This is a genomic window from Amycolatopsis sp. CA-126428 (assembly GCF_002904335.1).
Lineage (GTDB): Bacteria > Actinomycetota > Actinomycetes > Mycobacteriales > Pseudonocardiaceae > Amycolatopsis.
Genome location: NZ_PPHF01000030.1, coordinates 51,910 through 69,172, shown reverse-complemented (window position 1 = coordinate 69,172; position 17,263 = coordinate 51,910). Strand labels below are relative to the sequence as shown.

Here is a 17,263-nt window from a genome sequence, read left to right as displayed (position 1 = left end):
CCGCGCCCGCCGTATCCATCGCCCCCTGGCCACCGGATGCCGAGCGCAGCAGACACCGACCGCCGAGCCGCCGCTCCGACCAACCCCCGGGCCACCGATCGACCGCAGGTGAAGCCACCCAACCCCGTCATCCACCTCCTTCAGTTGCGCAGCACGCAACTCGTTGCGTCTTCACCACCGAACCTCACTCCTGCGGATGTCGCCATCTCCGCATGATCCGTGATTAGCTGCGGTCGACCAGCAGCGCAGCCGGAAGGTGGTTCGAATGCCGTACGAGGTCCAGGGGGTCGTTTCGCGGGCGAAGGGCGAGCCCGTCTCGCTGGAGACCGTCCTCGTGCCCGATCCCGGTCCCGGCGAGGCCGTCGTGAACGTCCAGGCCTGCGGGGTCTGCCACACCGACCTGCACTACCGCGAAGGCGGCATCAACGACGATTTCCCGTTCCTGCTCGGCCACGAGGCCGCCGGTGTCGTCGAAGCCGTCGGCGAAGGCGTCACCGATCTCGAGCCGGGCGACTACGTCATCCTCAACTGGCGCGCCGTCTGCGGCACCTGCCGGGCCTGCAAGCGCGGCAAGCCGTGGTACTGCTTCTCGACGTTCAACGCCGCCCAGCCCATGACGCTCACCGACGGCACCAAGCTTTCGCCCGCGCTCGGCATCGGCGCCTTCCTCGAGAAGACGCTCGTCCACAGCGGACAGTGCACGAAGGTCAACCGCGAGGCCGAACCCGCGGTCGCCGGGCTGCTCGGCTGCGGGGTCATGGCCGGGCTCGGCGCGGCCATCAACACCGGCGCCGTCACGCGCGGTGACTCGGTCGCCGTCATCGGCTGCGGTGGGGTCGGGGACGCCGCCATCGCCGGCGCGAAGCTGGCCGGCGCCACCACGATCGTCGCGATCGACATGGACGACCGGAAGCTCACCTGGGCGAAGGACTTCGGCGCGACGCACACCGTCAACAGCAAGGGCCTCAGCGAAGAGCAGGTCGTCGAGGCCATGCAGGACGCCACCAGCGGATTCGGCCCCGACGTCGTCATCGACGCGGTCGGCCGGCCCGAAACCTGGCGCCAGGCGTTCTACGGCCGCGACCTGGCCGGCACGGTCGTGCTCGTCGGCGTGCCGACGCCGGAGATGCGGCTGAACGACCTGCCGCTGATCGACTTCTTCTCGCGCGGCGGCTCGCTCAAGTCGTCCTGGTACGGCGACTGCCTGCCCAGCCGGGACTTCCCGATGCTCGTCGACCTCTACCTGCAGGGCCGGCTGCCGCTCGACAAGTTCGTCACCGAGCGCATCGGCGTCGACGGCGTCGAGCAGGCCTTCGAGCGCATGCACCACGGTGACGTGCTGCGCAGCGTGGTGACGTTCTGACCCTCTTCACCGACGACGAGTACCCGGCCGAGCCCTACCCGGGCACCCGGCCGGGCCACTCGTTCGTGCACGTCGACGGCGTCGGGCACCCCCTGGACACCGCGCCGGACGGCTGGCGCGACCGGATGGCCGTGCTGGCCTACGGTTCCAACGCGAACCCGTCGAAGATCACCTGGCTGCGCGCCCGGCTCGGTCTCGAAGGCCCGGTCGTCGTGGCGCACGCGCGCTGCGCCGGGCTCGCCGCGGTGTGGGCGGCCGGCTTCCGCGTGGTCGACGACCAGCGCCCGGCCACCCTCACCGCGCTGCCGGGCGTCGAAGAGCACGCCATCTGGTTCGTGACGCCGGACCAGCTCGCGGTCCTGGACCGCTGCGAAGGCCGCGGCACCCGCTACCACCTGGCCCGGCTGACCGACCCCGACATCACCCTCGAGGACGGCACGCGCCTGACCGACATCCACACGTACGTCGGCGCCGCGCCGATCCGCTATCCCCTGCTGGTGAACGGCGCGCCGGTGCGCACCTCCGACGTCCCGCAAACCGAAGCGGCCCGGCTCGACGGCGTCGCGGCCGACGGTCACGGCGTGCCCTGCGAAGTCGTCACACCAGCTTTCCCGGGTTGAGGATCCCGGTCGGATCCACAGTGGACTTGGCCGCGCGCAGCACCTCGACGCCCAGCGAACCGATTTCCGCGCTCAGGTAGGGCGCGTGGTCGACGCCGACGGCGTGGTGGTGCGAGATCGTGCCCAGCCCGGCGATCGCCTCGCAGGCCGCCGCCTTCGCGCGCTGCCACTGACCGATCGAGTCGGCTTCGTCGCGGGCCGTCAGCACCGTGAAGTACAGCGACGCCCCCGTTTCGTACGCGTGCGAAATGTGACACATGATGATCGCCTTGCCCAGCGCGGCCGTCAGCGCCGCGCGGACGTCGTCACGGAGTTCGTCCACATTGGACCAGTACGCGGCCGTCTCGAGCGTTTCGACGCAGATGCCCATGTCCAGCAGCGTGTCCCGCTGCCGGGGTCCGGCGAACCGGCCGTGCCGCCACGACTCGCCGAGCGCCTTCCCGACGCGCACGCCGCCCGACGCCTTGAGTCTCCGAGCCGTCTCACGGCGGCGCAGCGACACGTCGTGCGCGGTGCCTTCCCAGCCGACGATGAGGAAACACGGCCGTCGCACTCCCCGCGCGGCGAGGTAGCGGCGCAGCGCCGCCGTCTTCAGCCCGGCGTTCAGCGCGAGCGACACCTCGGTCTCGTCCACATCGGACAGCCGGGTGACGTCGGCGAGCGCGTGGTGCTGCGCGAGGTCCCGCACCGCTTCGGCGCCGGCCGCCCAGCCCGGCAGCGCGTAGCCCTCGTAACGCCGGACCGGCGGCACCGGCCGCACCCGCAGCGCGACTTCGGTGATCACGCCGAGCGTGCCCTCGCTGCCGATCGCGAGCTGGCGCAGGTCCGGCCCGGCCGCGGACGCCGGGGCGACGCCGAGCTTCCACGGGCCGCGCGGGGTGGCCAGCCGCACGCCGGTCACCATGTCCTCGAACCGCCCGTAGCCCGAGGACGCCTGGCCCGCCGAGCGCGTCGCCGCGAAGCCGCCGATAGTGGCGCGTTCGAACGACTGCGGGACGTGCCCGAGCGTCAGGCCGTGCCCGGCGAGCAGCCGCTCGGCTTCGGGGCCGCGGACGCCGGCCTGCAGGACGGCGATGCGCGACTCGGCGTCCACCGACACCAGCGCGTCGAGCCGGACGAGGTCCAGCGCGATCACCGACGTCTTCTCGCCGCGCAGTGCGGCTACCCCGCCGACCACCGACGTTCCGCCGCCGAAGGGCACCACTCCGACGTCGTGCCGGACGCAGACATCGAGGACCGCCTGGACCTCGTCGGGGTCGGCGGGGAGCACGACCGCGTCGGGCACCGGGAACTCCGCCGACGGCGAACGGCGCCGCAGCAGGTCGAGGTAGGACAGTCCGGTCGCCCGCGCCAGCCGGGCCGGGGCGTCGACCAGCACGTTCTCCGCGCCGACCACTTCCGCAAGCGCTTCCTCAGCAGGTTTCGCCAGTTTCGGTGACGGTATTTCCACCGGCAAATCGGCCGTCGGAGCAGCACTGGGGGCCGTCTGGCCGATACGCTGTTCAAGCCACTTGGCCGCCCGCGCGGGCAGCGGGGCGGCGCCGGCGGCTTCCTCGGTCCAGGACCGGCGGAGGCGGTGGTCAATGAGAGCGTTCACGACTACAGTGTGACACATGGACGTAAAACGTCACACCACGCAGACGGCAGGTTCCTCCGCGCTCGCGGACACCCGCAACCGCCAGACGGCGACGCGGGTGGCCGATGACGTGCTGCTCGACGCCGCGCGCTCGTGCGTGCTGGCCGTCGGTGTGCGCCGCACCACACTCGCCGAAATCGCCCGCACCGCCCGCGTCAGCCGGATGACGGTCTACCGCCGCTTCCCCGACGTCCGCAGCGTGCTCGCCGCCCTGATGACCCGCGAGTTCAGCGGATTGCTGCGCACGGCGAGCGAAGGCGGCGCGGATGCCGCGCACAGCCGCGACCGGCTCGTGCTCATCGCCGCGGCCGGCGTCCGCGCGCTGTCGACCGACCCGCTGTTCCGCACCCTGCTCGACGTCGACCCCGAACTCGTCCTCCCGTACATCGTGGAGCGGCTCGGCGCGACGCAGAAGTTCGCCGAGCAGGCGCTGCACGCCCTACTGGAGGCCGGTCACCAGGACGGCTCGATCCGGCGGGCGCCGGTCGCGGTGCAGTCCCGTTCGGTGCTGCTGGTGGTGCAGTCGTTCGCGTTCTCCCTGCGGCCGGCCACCGTGGACGTCGACGAGGTGGCGCTGATGGCGGAGTTCACCCACGTGCTCGACGCGGCTTTGCGGCCATGACGTCCGGCTCGCTCAACGCGCGGCGCCGCGAACGCGAGCTCGCGGAGCTGGCGTCGGGCGAGCGCGTCGACATCGTCGTGGTCGGCGGCGGCGTCACCGGCACGGGTATCGCACTGGACGCGGCTTCGCGGGGCCTGTCGGTCGCGCTGGTGGAGGCGCACGACCTGGCGTTCGGGACGTCGCGCTGGTCGTCGAAGCTGGTCCACGGCGGCCTGCGGTACCTGGCGCACGGCGAACTCGGCTTGGCGCACGAAAGCGCGGTGGAGCGCGGGATCCTGATGACGCGCACGGCACCACACCTCACCCGCGCGATGCCGCAGCTGTTTCCGTGGTACCCCAGCACTTCCCGCGCGCAGGAGCGGGTGGTCGCGGCCGGGTTGCGCGCCGGGGACGTGCTGCGCCGCGCCGCGCGCACGCCGTCGTCGGTGCTGCCGCGGCCGCGGTCGATCCCGGCGCCGCTGGCCTTGGCCCTGGCGCCGGGCCTGTCCCCCGACGGCCTGCGCGGCGCCTGGCTGGCTTACGACGGCGCGCTGGTCGACGACGCGCGGCTGGTGGTTACCCTCGCCCGGACGGCGGCATCGTTCGGTGCCCGCATCCTCACGCGACTGTCGGCCGTTTCGCTTGCCGCAGACCGCGTTCAGGTGCGCGACGGTCTTTCTGGCTCCACAATGGACATCCACGCCCGGCAGGTGATCAACGCGACGGGGGTGTGGGCGGGAACCCTGACGGGTTCGGTGCGGTTGCGGCCATCGCTCGGTTCACACCTGGTACTGGCGCCGGGGACGGTGCCGATGGGGACGACGTCGGTGAACATCGGCGTGCCCGGGGAGACCAACCGGTTCGTCTTCCTGCTCCCCCAGCCGGACGGCCGAGTCTACTTGGGACTCACCGATGAGCCCGTCTCGGGCCCGATCCCTTCCGTGCCAGTGGTTCCTGAGTCCGATGTGGACTTCTTGTTGTCGCTGGCTTCCTCGGTGCTCGCCCGGCCGCTGACCCGGGCGGACGTGGCTGGGTCTTATGCGGGGCTGCGGCCGCTGGTCGAGGGAACGAGCGGCCGGTCGGCGGATCTTTCCCGCAAGCACGCGGTCCTGGCCGGACCGGACGGGCTGTTGACCGTGGTGGGCGGCAAGCTGACAACGTACCGCCGGATGGCCGAGGACGCGGTCGACGCGGCGGTCCGCCTCGCCGGACTCCCGGCAACCCCGTGCCGCACGGCCCGGTTACCGCTGCTGGGAGCGGCGCCCCGGCCGGAGTTGTCCTTTGTGGACGCGGCGCTCAGGCTGGTGGCCCGGTACGGCACGGAGGCATCACGCGTGGCGGCGCTGGGCGAGGTGGACGCGGAATTCGCGGCCCCGGTGGCGCCGGGGACGGAGGTCACGGCGGCCGAGGTGGTGTGGGCGGTCCGGAACGAGGGAGCGTTGGACGTCGAGGACGTACTGGAGCGCCGGACGCGGCTCTCGTTGATCCCGTCGGACGCCGAGGCGGCACGGGAGCGGGTGGCGGAACTTGTCGACAAGTCGCTAGCAGGGCTCGCCTGACGTCGGCAGCACAGCTCCCCGCCGACACAGCTCCCCGCCGACACAGCTCCCCGCCCTCCCTAGGGGGCCGTGCCCAAGTCCAGTCTATCGGTCCCCACCGACAAAACCGCCGCTCAGCCGCCCACCCCACCCACTCATCCACAACCCACCACCCATGTGCACAACCAGACTTGATGTTCTCTTGAGTTGACGTCCCGTTGGGTTTTTGCAACAGTTGGTGCCATGAGCCCGGTCAGACGCGGCAAAGAGCTGCCGATCTACAACCGGCTTCCCGTGCTCCGGGCCGAGCGCGGGATGACCCGTGCAACGCTTGCCGGTGCCGTCGAGGTGAACCCGCAGACCATCGGCGCGCTCGAGCGGGGCGACCACTATCCGAGCCTGGATCTGGCGTTCCGGATCTGCGCGGTGTTCGACTTGCCCGTCGAGGCGGTCTTCAGCCGCGAGCCGTTCACGCCGCTTTCCACCCAGGTCTACCGCGAGGGGGGAGCATGACCGAGCAGCCGGGCCGCCTCGCGGCCTACTGGGAACGCCAGCTCGACAAGCTCGAGGCAGCCGAACGAAAACGGGCCCGGCACCTGGCCGGCTGGCGTACCCGGAAGCACCGCCGGACGCTGGTCGCCATCTTGGTCGTCGCCGATCTGATCATGATCGTCGGCGCGACGCGGTTCAAGGTCGCGCCGGAATGGGTCTTTCCGGCCTTGTGGCTGAGCGGGCTGGTCGTCGGCGGTTTCGCGTTCCTGACGCTGCGCATCCTGACCGGGCGGATGACCAACAGCTTTTCGCGCCTGCTGGACGAGCGCGAGCGCGAGTGGCGCCACCGCGTCACCTACATCGGCTACCAGGCGCTCAGCTACCTGATGGTGATCGCCCTGCTGTACAGCCTGTTCATCGCCGAAACCGAAAACGGCGGCGTCCGCGGCGCGATGATGCTGTCCGCGCTGCTGGTCACCGGCACGACCATCCCGGCCATCGTGCTGGGCTGGTCGCTGCCGGACGACGACCCCGAAGACTTCGAAGAGGGGATGGGGAATGCCTGAGGGGACACTGGAGATCGACGGGATTTCCAAGCGCTACGGCGCCAAGGTCGCGCTGGACGGCGTCTCGTTCGACGTCCACGCCGGCGAGCTGTTCGGCTTCGTCGGCAGCAACGGCGCCGGCAAGACCACCACCATGCGGATCGCGCTGGGCGTGCTGGCCGCCGACGGCGGTGAAGTGCGCTTCGACGGCCGGCCGGTCACGCACGAAACCCGCACGCACATCGGCTACATGCCGGAAGAACGCGGGCTGTACCCGAAGATGAAGGTGCTCGACCAGCTCGTCTACCTGGCCGAGCTGCACGGGCTCAGCACCGACGAGGCCCACCGCAACGCCGAGAACTGGATCACCCGGCTCGGGCTCGCCGAGCGCCGCAAGGACGAGGTGCAGAAGCTCAGCCTCGGCAACCAGCAGCGCGTCCAGCTGGCCGCCGCGCTGGTGCACGACCCCGCGGTGCTGGTGCTCGACGAGCCGTTCTCCGGCCTCGACCCGCTCGCCGTCGATGTGATGAGCGGCGTCCTGCGGGAGAAGGCCGCCGCGGGGGTGCCGGTCGTGTTCTCCAGCCACCAGCTCGACCTCGTCGAGCGGCTGTGCGACCGGGTCGGGATCATCCGCAGCGGCCGGATGGTCGCCGTCGGCACGGTCGGCGAGCTGACCTCGGGCGCGCGCAGCAAGCTCGTCGTGACGGCGCCGGCCGCGAGCAACGGCTGGGCCGCGAACCTGCCCGGCGTGCGCGTGCTGGAGCACCACGGCACCACCACCGTGCTCGACCTCGAACCGGGCGCGGACGACCAGGCCGTGCTCGCCGCCGCGCTGGCGACCGGGCCGGTCACCGAGTTCAGCCGCCGTCGCCGCTCGCTCACCGAGCTGTTCCGCGACGCCGTGTCCGAGAAGGGGGAACCGCGATGAGGACGTTGAGTGGCCGCCGCGCCGTCTGGCTCGTGATGAAGCGCGAGCTCAACACCCGGCTGCGCACGAGGTCGTTCGTCGTCGGCACCGGCGTGCTGCTGGTGCTGCTGCTGGGGTACGTCCTCTTCCAGACGTCGCTGGCCGGTTCGTCGGACAAGAAGACCGTCGGGCTGACCGGCCAGGCGATCGGGATCGCGCGCCAGCTGCAGACCGAAGCGGCGCTTTCCGGCCGCGAGATCAGCACGGTCGTCGTCACCGACGCGGCGGAAGGCCGGAAGAAGGTCGAAGACGGCGACGTCGACGCGCTCGTCTCGGGCAGCGCGGCGCAGCTGACCGCCACCTACAAGTCCTCTTTGGACAGCGCGTTGCGCCGGGTGCTCGACCAGGTCGCCCAGCAGCAGGTGCTCGACGGCGTGCTGTCGTCCGCGCAGCTGGAACCGGCCGAGGTGATGGCCAGGGTCAACGGCACCCACGTCCAGGACGACGCCCTCTCGCCGGAGCCGGCCGACCAGACGCAGCGGCTGGTCGTCGGGCTGGTGGTGGCGTTCCTGCTGTACATGAGCATCATCACCTACGGGATGATGGTCGCGCAGGGCGTCGTCGAGGAGAAGTCGAGCCGGGTCGTGGAGATCCTGCTCGCCAGCGTGCGGCCGTGGCAGCTGTTGCTGGGCAAGGTCATCGGGCTCGGCCTGGTCGGCCTGACCCAGCTGGTCATCCTCGCGATGGTCGGGCTGGGCGCCGCGGCGGCGACCGGCGTGTTCACCCTGTCCGGCTTCGCAACCGGTGCGGTGCTGTGGGGCCTGCTCTGGTACCTGCTGGGCTTCCTGTTGTACGCCACCATCTACGGCGCGCTCGGGTCGCTGGTGTCCCGGCAGGAGGACACCCAGTCGGTGGTCGGGCCGCTCAACATCATCCTGGTCGTCGGGTTCATCGCCGGCTTCAACCTGCTGGTCCAGGACCCCGCGAGCTCGGCGACGAAGACCGTCTCGCTGATCCCCCTGCTGTCGCCGATCCTGATGCCGGCCCGCATCTCGACGGGCGCGGCGGCGGGCTGGGAGATCGGGCTGTCGCTGGCCCTGACGATCGCGCTCGTCGCCGTGCTGACCTGGATCGGCGGGAAGATCTACGGCAACAGCGTGCTGCGGATCGGCAGCCGGATCAAGCTGTCGGAGGCCCTGCGCGGCTGACGCCGTCGTGAGTGGCAAGGAGGGTTAGAACCCGGATTACCACTCACGACGTGATCTTGCCGTACCGCTCCAAGGAGACCTGGCGCTCGTGGGCGTGGTCGACCATGGGTTCCGGGTACTCCTCGGGGCGGTCCTTCAGCTTGTGCACCGCCTTGCCCTCGACGGACCGCAGCTCCGGCACGTACTTGCGCACGTAATCCCCCTGCGGGTCGAACTTCTCGCCCTGGGTCGTCGGGTTGAAGATGCGGAAGTACGGCGCCGCGTCGGTGCCGCAGCCCGCGACCCACTGCCAGTTCAGCTGGTTCGACGCCAGGTCGCCGTCCACCAGGTGCTTCATGAAGTGGCGGGCGCCCAGCCACCACGGCAGGTGCAGGTCCTTCACCAGGAAGCTCGCGACGACCATCCGCACCCGGTTGTGCATCCAGCCCTCGGCCAGCAGCTGTCGCATCCCGGCGTCCACGATCGGGTAACCGGTGCGGCCCGCGCACCAGCGCTCGAAGGCCTCGTGGTCGTCGTCGTACTTCATCCCGTCGAAGCGCCGGTCGTAGTTCTCGCGCGCCGTTTCCGGGCGGTGCCACAGGACGTCGGCGTGGAACTCGCGCCAGCAGATCTCGCTGCGCAACGACTTCGCGCCGACGCGGTCGTCGCCGTCCAGGTCCACCAAGATCGTCCGCGGGTGGATGCACCCCCAGCGCAGGTACGGCGAAAGCCGGGTGGTGCCTTGGCGGTCCGGCCGGTCGCGGTCCTCGTCGTAGGTCTCGATGCCGTCGTCCAGGAATTCGTGCCAGACGTCGAGCGCGGCCTGCTCGCCGGGTTCGGGCAGCGTCGCGGAAACCGCGGGCGCCTTCGGGATCTTCAGCGACCGCGGCGGTTCGACCCAGTCCACAAGGGATGGTCCGGTGTCGGCGGGCGAGTGCCACCCGCGCGCGGTCCACGCCCGGTAAAAGGGAGTGAAGACGCGGTAGGGATCGCCGTCCGGCTTGGTGACGCGGCCCGGCGTCACGGCGTACGGCGAGCCCGTCTCGACCCACTCGATGTTGTGCTCCGCCAACGCTTCCGCCACCGACGCGTCCCGTCGGCGGCCGTAGGGCCCGGTGTCGGCGCTGACGTGCACCGCGGCCGCGCCGACCTTCTTCGCGGCCTTCACGACCTCGGCCGCCGGTTCGCCGCGGACCAGCATCAGCCGGCCGCCGAGCTGCTCGTTCAGCTTCTCCAGGCAGCCGTACATGAACGCCTCACGCGGGGCTCCACCAGGCTTGAGCAACGCCTCGTCGAGGACGTACAGCGCGAGCACGTGCTTGCTGTGCTTCGACGCCTCCAGCAAGGCAGGGTGGTCACCCAGCCGCAGGTCACGGCGGAACCACAGGACGACCGGCGCTTCTCGAGTCACGACGGTAAACGTAAACGTCCCGCCGTGCGGGTGCACGGCGGGACGTTCGCCTGAAACGAATCAGCGCTCCGACATCGGGGTGTAGTCCCGCGAAGCGTGGCCGGTGTAGATCTGCCGCGGGCGGCCGATCTTGGTGGCCGGGTCGTTGATCATCTCGCGCCAGTGCGCGATCCAGCCCGGGAGCCGGCCGAGCGCGAACAGCACCGTGAAGAACTTCGTCGGGAAGCCCAGCGCCCGGTAGATCAGGCCGGTGTAGAAGTCCACGTTCGGGTACAGCTTGCGCTCGATGAAGTAGTCGTCCGAAAGGGCGGTCTCTTCGAGCTTCTTGGCGATCTCCAGCAGCTGGTCGCCGCCCTTGAGCTTGCCGAGGATCTCGTCCGCGGTGTTCTTGATGATCTTCGCGCGCGGGTCGTAGTTCTTGTAGACCCGGTGCCCGAAGCCCATCAGCTTCACGCCCTTTTCCTTGTTCTTCACCCGCTCGACGAACTTGGCGACGTCGCCGCCGTCGTTCTTGATGCCCTCGAGCATGTCGAGCACCGCGGCGTTCGCGCCGCCGTGCAGCGGGCCGAACAGCGCGTTGATGCCCGCCGAAATCGAGGCGAACAGGTTCGCCTCGGACGAGCCGACCAGGCGCACGGTCGAGGTCGAGCAGTTCTGCTCGTGGTCGGCGTGCAGGATGAACAGCAGGTCGAGCGCCTTCGCGACGTCCGGGTCGACCTCGTACGGCTCGGCCGGGAAGCCGAACGTCATCCGCAGGAAGTTCTCGACCAGGCCGAGCGAGTTGTCCGGGTACAGCAGCGGCTGGCCCACGGACTTCTTGTACGCGTAGGCGGCCAGCGTCGGAACCTTGGCGAGCAGGCGGATCGTGGACAGCTCCACGTTCGGCTCGTCGAACGGGTCGAGCGAGTCCTGGTAGAACGTCGACAGCGCCGACACCGCGCTGGACAGGACCGGCATCGGGTGCGCGTCGCGCGGGAAGCCGCTGAAGAACGCTTTGAGGTCCTCGTGCAGCAGCGTGTGCCGCTGGATCTTCCCGGTGAAGTCGGCCAGCTGGGTCTCGGTCGGCAGCTCGCCGTAGATCAGCAGGTAGGAGACCTCGACGAAGGTCGACTTTTCGGCCAGCTGCTCGATCGGGTACCCGCGGTAGCGGAGGATGCCGGCGTCACCGTCGATGTAGGCGATGGCGGACGACGCGGCACCGGTGTTGACGAAACCGGGGTCGTAGGTGATGTACCCCGTCTGCGCCAGCAGCTTGCCCAGTTCGATCCCCGGCGCGCCTTCGACCGGGTGGACGATCTTGAACTCGTGCTCGCCACTCGGCAGGGTCAGCTTCGCGGTTTCTCCGCCGGACTGCCCCGCAGTCGTCGCGTCGGACATGCAAGTCCCTCTCACGTTGGGCACGGGCCGGCGGCGCCTGTACGTTCCACAGGTAGCCACGTGTTCACGCGAGGAAACACTGGCGCCTCGCTGCACACCGCCCCGCTGGGGTATGAAGAATGCCCCTCTACGCTAGTCGAGAAACCCGCCTTCGCGCAGCGGTGACGTTGCTCCTGGGGGCCCCTTTGGGACCAGGTTCACACGGTGGCCGCCATGTCGGCGGACGTGGGCGGTTCGGCGCCGCTGCGGGAGACCGTGATCGACGCCGCTTTCGCCGCGAACTCCAGCGCCTCGCGCCACGCGTCGGCGTCGAGGGAGGCCAGGTCGGTGGCCTGGCGGGTGTGCAGCCAGGCCAGCAGCGCACCGTGCACGGTGTCGCCCGCGCCGATGGTGTCCACGACGGTGACCTTTCGCGACGGCACGTGGGCCAGCTCACCTGCGGCGGTGATCACCGAGAGCCCGTCGGCCCCCCGGGTGAGCACCACGGCGTCCACACCGGACTCGATCCACGTCTTCGCGGCGGCGACCGGATCGGCGCCTTCGGTGAGCCACGCGGCGTCGTCGTCGGAGATCTTCAGCAGCCGGACGTCCGGCAGCCAGGACGCGAACCGGGCCCGGTAGGCGGCCGGGTCGGCGATGAGCGCTTCACGGATGTTGGGGTCGAGGACGGTCAGCACGCCGCGGGCCGCTTCACGCCGCAGCATCGCCTCGTACGCCGACGCGCCGGGCTCGAGGACCATGCCGAGCGTGCCGAGTGAGAGCGCTGTCACACCGTCGGCCAGCGGACCCGGATCCGCGACCAGCCGGTCGGCGGTGCCCTCGACGTAGAAGCTGTAGCGCGCGGCCCCCTTCGCGTCGAGCGCCACGACGGCCAGCGTCGTCGGCTCGTCGCCGCGCTGCAGCAGCGAGGTGTCGACGGCGGAGGCGTGCAGCCGCTCGATCATCGCTTCACCGAAGCGGTCGGTGGACACGCGGGAGAGGAACGCCGCCGGCACCCCGAGCCGGCCGGCGGCCAGCGCGACGTTGTACGGGCCACCGCCCAGCCGGGGCAGCAGCGCGCGCAACCCACCGTCCACTGTGGAATCCAGGGGGTCGCCGGGAACCAGGTCGACCAGAGCTTCTCCGCCTACGACGATCACGACGGCAGTTTAATTGACTCCGGCCTGACAATTCCTGTCCGCTATTTGTTCAAGCCGCCGAGCAGCAGCTCACCCAAAGCGGTGAACGCGTCGGCGTCGGACACGTCGGTCCGCTGGGCGAGCACGCCGGTCTGGATGCCCTCGATGATCAGCCCGGTCATCTCGGCCACCAGCCGGGCGTGGACGTCGCGGAACACCCCGTCGGCGACACCCTTGTCGATGAACTGCCGGAGCCGGTTCGCGGCGAACCGGCTGTTGAGCTGGTAGGCCTCCCGGGCCGGGCCGAATTCGGCGAGGTCCCGCATGAAGGCCGCCGACGCCCGGTTGAGGTGCTCGGCCACGCCGGCCAGGTACTCGCCGATGAGCTTGCGGGCGTCGTCGATCCCGGCGATGCGCTCCTCGATCCGCTCCGCGGCGCCCCGGAAGAACCGGGTGACGACCTTGACGGCGAGTTGCTCCTTGCTGGGCGCGAGCGCGTAGAGCGTCGACTTCGAGCAGCGCAGGCGGCCGGCGAGGTCGTCCAGCGTGAAGACGGCGAACCCCTCGGCCAGGAACAACGCCTCGAGGTCGCCGAGCAGCGCCTGCTGGCGGGCGGTCGGCCGTCGGCGGGGTTCGGGGCGCATCGGCTCACTATCTCCTACGTCTTCCGGCCACCCCAGGTCTGCCGTACTGTACTCTGGATTGACCCACAGTACTGTTTTCAGTACCGCTTTGGAGGCCGAAGATGCCCGCCGAACGCCTGCTGCCCGATTCCGACGCGGAGGCCCTGGTCGCGCTGGCCACCGAGATCGCGCGCGACGAGCTCGCCCCGCGGGCGGCAGCGGCCGAGGAAGCGGAGCAGTTCCCCCGCGAGCAGTTCCGCCTCCTGGGCAAGTCCGGGCTGCTGGGCCTGCCCTACAGCGAGCGCTGGGGCGGCGGCGACGTCTCGTACGAGGTCTACCTCCAGGTCCTGGAGGAGATCGCGACGGCGTGGATGACGGTCGGCGTCGGGCTGTCGGTGCACACCATGTCCTGCTACGCGCTCACGCAGTACGGCACCGACGAGCAGCGCGACCGGTGGCTCCCGGACATGCTCGAAGGCTCGCTCCTGGGCGCGTACGCGCTGTCGGAGACGCAGGCGGGCTCGGACGCGGCGGCGCTGTCGACGCGCGCGCGTCTCGACGGCCCGGACTACGTCGTCGACGGGACCAAGGCGTGGATCACCCACGCGGGGGTGGCGGACTTCTACACGACGATGGTCCGCACCGGCCCGGACGAGATCTCCTGCCTGCTGGTCGACGGGGCCACGCCCGGCCTCTCGGCCGCTCCGCGCGAACGGAAGATGGGCCTGACCGGCTCGCCGACCGCCCAGATGATCTTCGACGGCGCCCGGGTCCCGGCCGAGCGGCTCCTGGGCGCCCCGGGTGCCGGGCTGCGCATCGCGCTGTCGTCGCTGAGCTCGGGCCGGCTCGGGATCGCGGCGTGCGCGGTGGGCCTGGCCCAGGCGGCGCTGGACGAAGCGGTGGCGTACGCGAAGGGGCGCTCGCAGTTCGGCCGCCCGATCATCGACTTCCAGGGCGTCGAGTTCCTGCTGGCGGACATGGCCGCGACGGTGGAGGCGTCCCGGGCGCTGTACCTGGACGCGGCCCGGCGGCGTGACCGCGGGATGCCCTTCAACCGGCAGGCGTCGATCGCCAAGCTGGTGACGACCGACGGCGCGATGAAGGTGACGACGGACGCCGTCCAGGTCCTCGGCGGCGCCGGGTACACGCGGGACTTCCCGGTGGAGCGGTACATGCGGGAGGCGAAGGTGCCGCAGATCTTCGAAGGGACCAACCAGATCCAGCGGGTCGTCATCGCGCGGGAACTGAAGAACGCGTAGCCCGATCCAGCGACCCGTGTCGCGCGCTGGGGACGGATACCGTGGTGGCATGCCCGGTCATCTGCTGACCATCGCGGAATACGCGGCGCTCGACGGCACCGGTTTCACGGAGCTGGTGGAAGGCCGCGTGGTGACTTCGCCCGGCTCCGGCCGGAGCCACGACGTGGCCGTCTGCCTGCTGGCCGGCCAGCTCGAACGGCAGCTGCCGCGCGGGCTCGCCTTCGTCGTCCGCAACGACCTCGACCTGTGCTTGGCACCGGACGGCGAACCCGGCTTCGCCCGGCGGCCGGACCTGCTGATCGTCGGCCGCGCCGCGCTCGCCCGCGGGAACGGCCTGTTCCGGGCCGACGAGGTGCTCATCGTCGTCGAAATCGTGGCCCCGGACTCGAAGCGCACGGACTACCAGGTGAAGCACGACGAGTACGCCGACGCCGGGATCCCGCACTACTGGATCGTGGACACCGCCGAGCCGGTCACGCTCGTCGCCTGCCACCGAGGCGGGGAATCGGGCTACGCCGACGCGCCGGCGGTCACCGGCACCTTCACGACGGACGTCCCGTTCCCGGTGAAGCTCGACCTCGGCGCGCTGGTCCCCTGAGCAGACGGGCGGGTTCACCACGTCGACGTAAGAGTGTCACACGCTCGGTACAGATACGGTTACTCATGGTTGCACCTGAACCGTGAGACAATGCCGGGGGCGACGTGAGGAGACGCTGTGATTGCACTTCCCAAGCCGGGCCCCGCTCGCCAGTGGGAGATCCCCGATCACCTGCTGACGATCGAGGAGTACGCGGCCCTCGGTGAAACCGACTCCGGTTTCACCGAGCTCGTGGAAGGTCGCATCGTGATGTCCCCCAGCCCCAGCAGAAAGCACAACAAGGCCGCTTGGCTGCTGGGCCGCCAACTGGAATCACAGCTACCCGCGGAACTCGATTTCACCCCGGACCTCGACGTGGACCTCGGTTTGGCACCCCGCGGCAAACCGGGGTTTTCCCGCCGTCCCGACCTGGTGATCACCTACCGCGAGGCGAGTGCTCGCGTGGATGACGAGGGTGACATGTATCGCGCCGCAGAGGTGGTGGTCGTCGTCGAATTCGTGTCGCCCGGCTCCAAGCGCACCGACTACCAGGTGAAGCACGACGAGTACGCCGATGCGGGAATCCCGCACTACTGGATCATCGACATGAGCGAGCCCATCTCCCTGGTCGCGTGCCACCAAGCCGGCGAATTCGGGTACATGGACGCCGCGGCGGTCACCGGCACCTTCACGACCGACGTCCCGTTCCCCGTCAAGATCGACTTGAACGCGCTGCTCACCTGAACAGACGGGCAGCACGCCGGAACCGTCCGGGAGCTGAAGACCGCGTAGCCGCGGCTCACAGCAGCGGAACGCGCATCGCCGCCGACATCGACCGCTGGTACAGGTTCTCCCACGCAGTGTTGTACACCGCGTTGGCCCCTGCGTCGTAGCCCGGCGGCCACCCGGTCGCCAATCCGGTCACCGCGCCGCCGTGGGACTTCCCGTTCCAGTACTGGCGCAGCAACCGGTCACAGTTCTTGCCTGCGTACTGGCCGTTGCACGGGACCTGCTCGCACACGCTGAGCAACGTCCCCCCGGTCAGCTCGGCGCGGCTACGCGGGCGCAATTGCACCTTGATCTCGTCGAGCGCGAACTCCTCGGCGTGCCTGCGTTCGTCGACGTACTTGTTCCCCTGCGCGAACCCGACGATTTCGCCGTCGCACTTGGCCGCCACCATCGCGCAGTTCATCGCCCGGCGAAGCTCACGCAGGAACCTGCGCCGATCACGCCGGACAGCCATGGTCGTCTGCGGCACCCCTGACCGGTGCGACCAGAACCGCCGCAGGTTGTCCGGCAGGTCGGCCATCGCCCGGGTGAGGACCCAGGCCACCAGGGGCGCCGGGTTCGGGGGGACGCAGTTCTGCCCGCGCGTCCGCTCACGCACCACGATGTGCTGCCGGATCTGCGTCGCCGTGATGCCGCCGGCCAGCGTCGCAGCGAACGGACCCACCAGGTTCCCCGGCGTCAACGCAGACGGCCGTGCGGCGGCTCGGGGAATCGTCGCTTCGTCCGGCAATCTCGGCCGGGGCGCGGCGGCCGGAGCCGCCGCGGCCTGGCTGTAGCGCTGCCAGTCCTGCGCCGCCAGGTAGATCAGCACGCCGGTGCCGATGACGGCCAGCCCGATCAGCACCACCGGGCTCGTCGCCACCGCCGCCGCGCCGGCCGCGACCCCGGCGGCACCGTCGACCACCACGCTCACCAGCGCGGCACCTTCGACGCTCCCGACGATGCCCGTCACGGTCATCGCCCCGGCCAGCTGGGGTGCCGGCATCGCCGTCGCCAGGCCACCGCCGAACCGTTGCGCCACTACCAGGTCGGCGGTCGCGCGATTCCCCGCTGCGCGCTGGAGGTACAACAGCTCCGAGCCTCGCCGGGCCGGCTTCATCGGTTTCGGCGCCGCTTCGACCCGCGATGCGGGAGGTTGCTGGTGGTCCCGCACGCCGCGCCTCCCTTACTCCCCTTCGCCCCAGAGTGAGAGGTCGCGGGGACGCGCGCAAGGACCGCGA

Annotated in this window: 17 protein-coding genes; 11 read left to right on the top strand and 6 right to left on the bottom strand. The window is 70.4% G+C overall.

The genetic code is table 11. The features are described from left to right. The first annotated feature begins 265 nt into the window (after window positions 1–265). Window positions 266–1,363 carry an S-(hydroxymethyl)mycothiol dehydrogenase gene (locus C2L58_RS07045; protein WP_103336727.1) on the top strand — a complete coding sequence of 366 codons (1,098 nt, stop codon included), beginning with the start codon at window positions 266–268 and terminating at the stop codon, window positions 1,361–1,363. A gap of 65 nt (window positions 1,364–1,428) precedes the next feature. After that, window positions 1,429–1,983 (top strand): gamma-glutamylcyclotransferase family protein, encoded by a 555-nt coding sequence (locus C2L58_RS07040; protein WP_103336726.1) that lies wholly within the window; start codon window positions 1,429–1,431, stop codon window positions 1,981–1,983. Here C2L58_RS07040 and C2L58_RS07035 read toward each other — a convergent pair. Then, window positions 1,961–3,580 (bottom strand): FAD-binding oxidoreductase, encoded by a 1,620-nt coding sequence (locus C2L58_RS07035; protein WP_369904167.1) that lies wholly within the window; start codon window positions 3,578–3,580, stop codon window positions 1,961–1,963. The two genes, C2L58_RS07040 and C2L58_RS07035, sit on opposite strands and share 23 nt — an antisense overlap. A 97-nt stretch (window positions 3,581–3,677) precedes the next feature. Between C2L58_RS07035 and C2L58_RS07030 the strand changes: the two genes are divergently transcribed. From C2L58_RS07030 to C2L58_RS07005, 6 genes are all read left to right on the top strand, one after another. Further along, the gene (locus tag C2L58_RS07030; protein WP_103337094.1) at window positions 3,678–4,241 is read left to right on the top strand and encodes a TetR/AcrR family transcriptional regulator; all 564 of its coding nucleotides are present in this window, start codon (window positions 3,678–3,680) and stop codon (window positions 4,239–4,241) included. After that, the gene (locus C2L58_RS07025) at window positions 4,238–5,779 is read left to right on the top strand and encodes a glycerol-3-phosphate dehydrogenase/oxidase (RefSeq protein ID WP_103336724.1); all 1,542 of its coding nucleotides are present in this window, start codon (window positions 4,238–4,240) and stop codon (window positions 5,777–5,779) included. Before C2L58_RS07030 ends, C2L58_RS07025 begins: the two co-directional genes overlap by 4 nt. A 222-nt stretch (window positions 5,780–6,001) precedes the next feature. Further along, a complete protein-coding gene (locus C2L58_RS07020) occupies window positions 6,002–6,271 on the top strand; it encodes a helix-turn-helix transcriptional regulator (protein ID WP_103336723.1) in 270 nt (89 codons plus the stop codon). After that, entirely contained in the window at window positions 6,268–6,816 is a 549-nt protein-coding gene (locus tag C2L58_RS07015; protein WP_103336722.1) for a DUF6498-containing protein, read from the top strand. Before C2L58_RS07020 ends, C2L58_RS07015 begins: the two co-directional genes overlap by 4 nt. Continuing rightward, complete coding sequence (locus tag C2L58_RS07010) at window positions 6,809–7,723, top strand: ABC transporter ATP-binding protein (protein WP_103336721.1); 915 nt, start codon at window positions 6,809–6,811, stop codon at window positions 7,721–7,723. The genes C2L58_RS07015 and C2L58_RS07010 overlap by 8 nt, the downstream gene beginning before the upstream one ends. Beyond that, window positions 7,720–8,910 carry an ABC transporter permease gene (locus C2L58_RS07005; protein ID WP_103336720.1) on the top strand — a complete coding sequence of 397 codons (1,191 nt, stop codon included), beginning with the start codon at window positions 7,720–7,722 and terminating at the stop codon, window positions 8,908–8,910. Before C2L58_RS07010 ends, C2L58_RS07005 begins: the two co-directional genes overlap by 4 nt. A gap of 43 nt (window positions 8,911–8,953) precedes the next feature. Here the strand turns inward: C2L58_RS07005 and C2L58_RS07000 are convergent, their stop codons facing one another. The 4 genes from C2L58_RS07000 to C2L58_RS06985 form a co-directional block, all read right to left on the bottom strand. Next, on the bottom strand, window positions 8,954–10,300 hold the full coding sequence (locus C2L58_RS07000) for a cryptochrome/photolyase family protein (protein WP_103336719.1): 1,347 nt from the start codon (window positions 10,298–10,300) through the stop codon (window positions 8,954–8,956). Window positions 10,301–10,360: 60 nt separating this feature from the next. Then, complete coding sequence (locus C2L58_RS06995; RefSeq protein ID WP_103336718.1) at window positions 10,361–11,677, bottom strand: citrate synthase; 1,317 nt, start codon at window positions 11,675–11,677, stop codon at window positions 10,361–10,363. Window positions 11,678–11,874: 197 nt separating this feature from the next. Next, the gene (locus tag C2L58_RS06990; RefSeq protein WP_103336717.1) at window positions 11,875–12,816 is read right to left on the bottom strand and encodes a carbohydrate kinase family protein; all 942 of its coding nucleotides are present in this window, start codon (window positions 12,814–12,816) and stop codon (window positions 11,875–11,877) included. A 41-nt stretch (window positions 12,817–12,857) separates the two neighbouring features. Continuing rightward, entirely contained in the window at window positions 12,858–13,439 is a 582-nt protein-coding gene (locus tag C2L58_RS06985) for a TetR/AcrR family transcriptional regulator (RefSeq protein WP_103336716.1), read from the bottom strand. 101 nt (window positions 13,440–13,540) lie between these two features. Here C2L58_RS06985 and C2L58_RS06980 point away from each other — a divergent pair, with 101 nt between their 5' ends. The 3 genes from C2L58_RS06980 (at window position 13,541) to C2L58_RS06970 (ending at window position 15,998) form a co-directional block, all read left to right on the top strand. Then, window positions 13,541–14,677 carry an acyl-CoA dehydrogenase family protein gene (locus C2L58_RS06980; protein WP_103336715.1) on the top strand — a complete coding sequence of 379 codons (1,137 nt, stop codon included), beginning with the start codon at window positions 13,541–13,543 and terminating at the stop codon, window positions 14,675–14,677. A 49-nt stretch (window positions 14,678–14,726) separates the two neighbouring features. Then, complete coding sequence (locus tag C2L58_RS06975) at window positions 14,727–15,275, top strand: Uma2 family endonuclease (protein ID WP_103336714.1); 549 nt, start codon at window positions 14,727–14,729, stop codon at window positions 15,273–15,275. Window positions 15,276–15,392: 117 nt separating this feature from the next. After that, window positions 15,393–15,998: a Uma2 family endonuclease gene (locus C2L58_RS06970; protein ID WP_103336713.1), complete on the top strand. Its 606-nt coding sequence runs from the start codon at window positions 15,393–15,395 to the stop codon at window positions 15,996–15,998. Window positions 15,999–16,053: 55 nt separating this feature from the next. On the opposite strand, the gene C2L58_RS06965 is transcribed toward C2L58_RS06970, so the two are convergent. Next, on the bottom strand, window positions 16,054–17,196 hold the full coding sequence (locus tag C2L58_RS06965) for a hypothetical protein (protein ID WP_146073537.1): 1,143 nt from the start codon (window positions 17,194–17,196) through the stop codon (window positions 16,054–16,056). Between the last annotated feature and the right edge of the window lie 67 nt (window positions 17,197–17,263).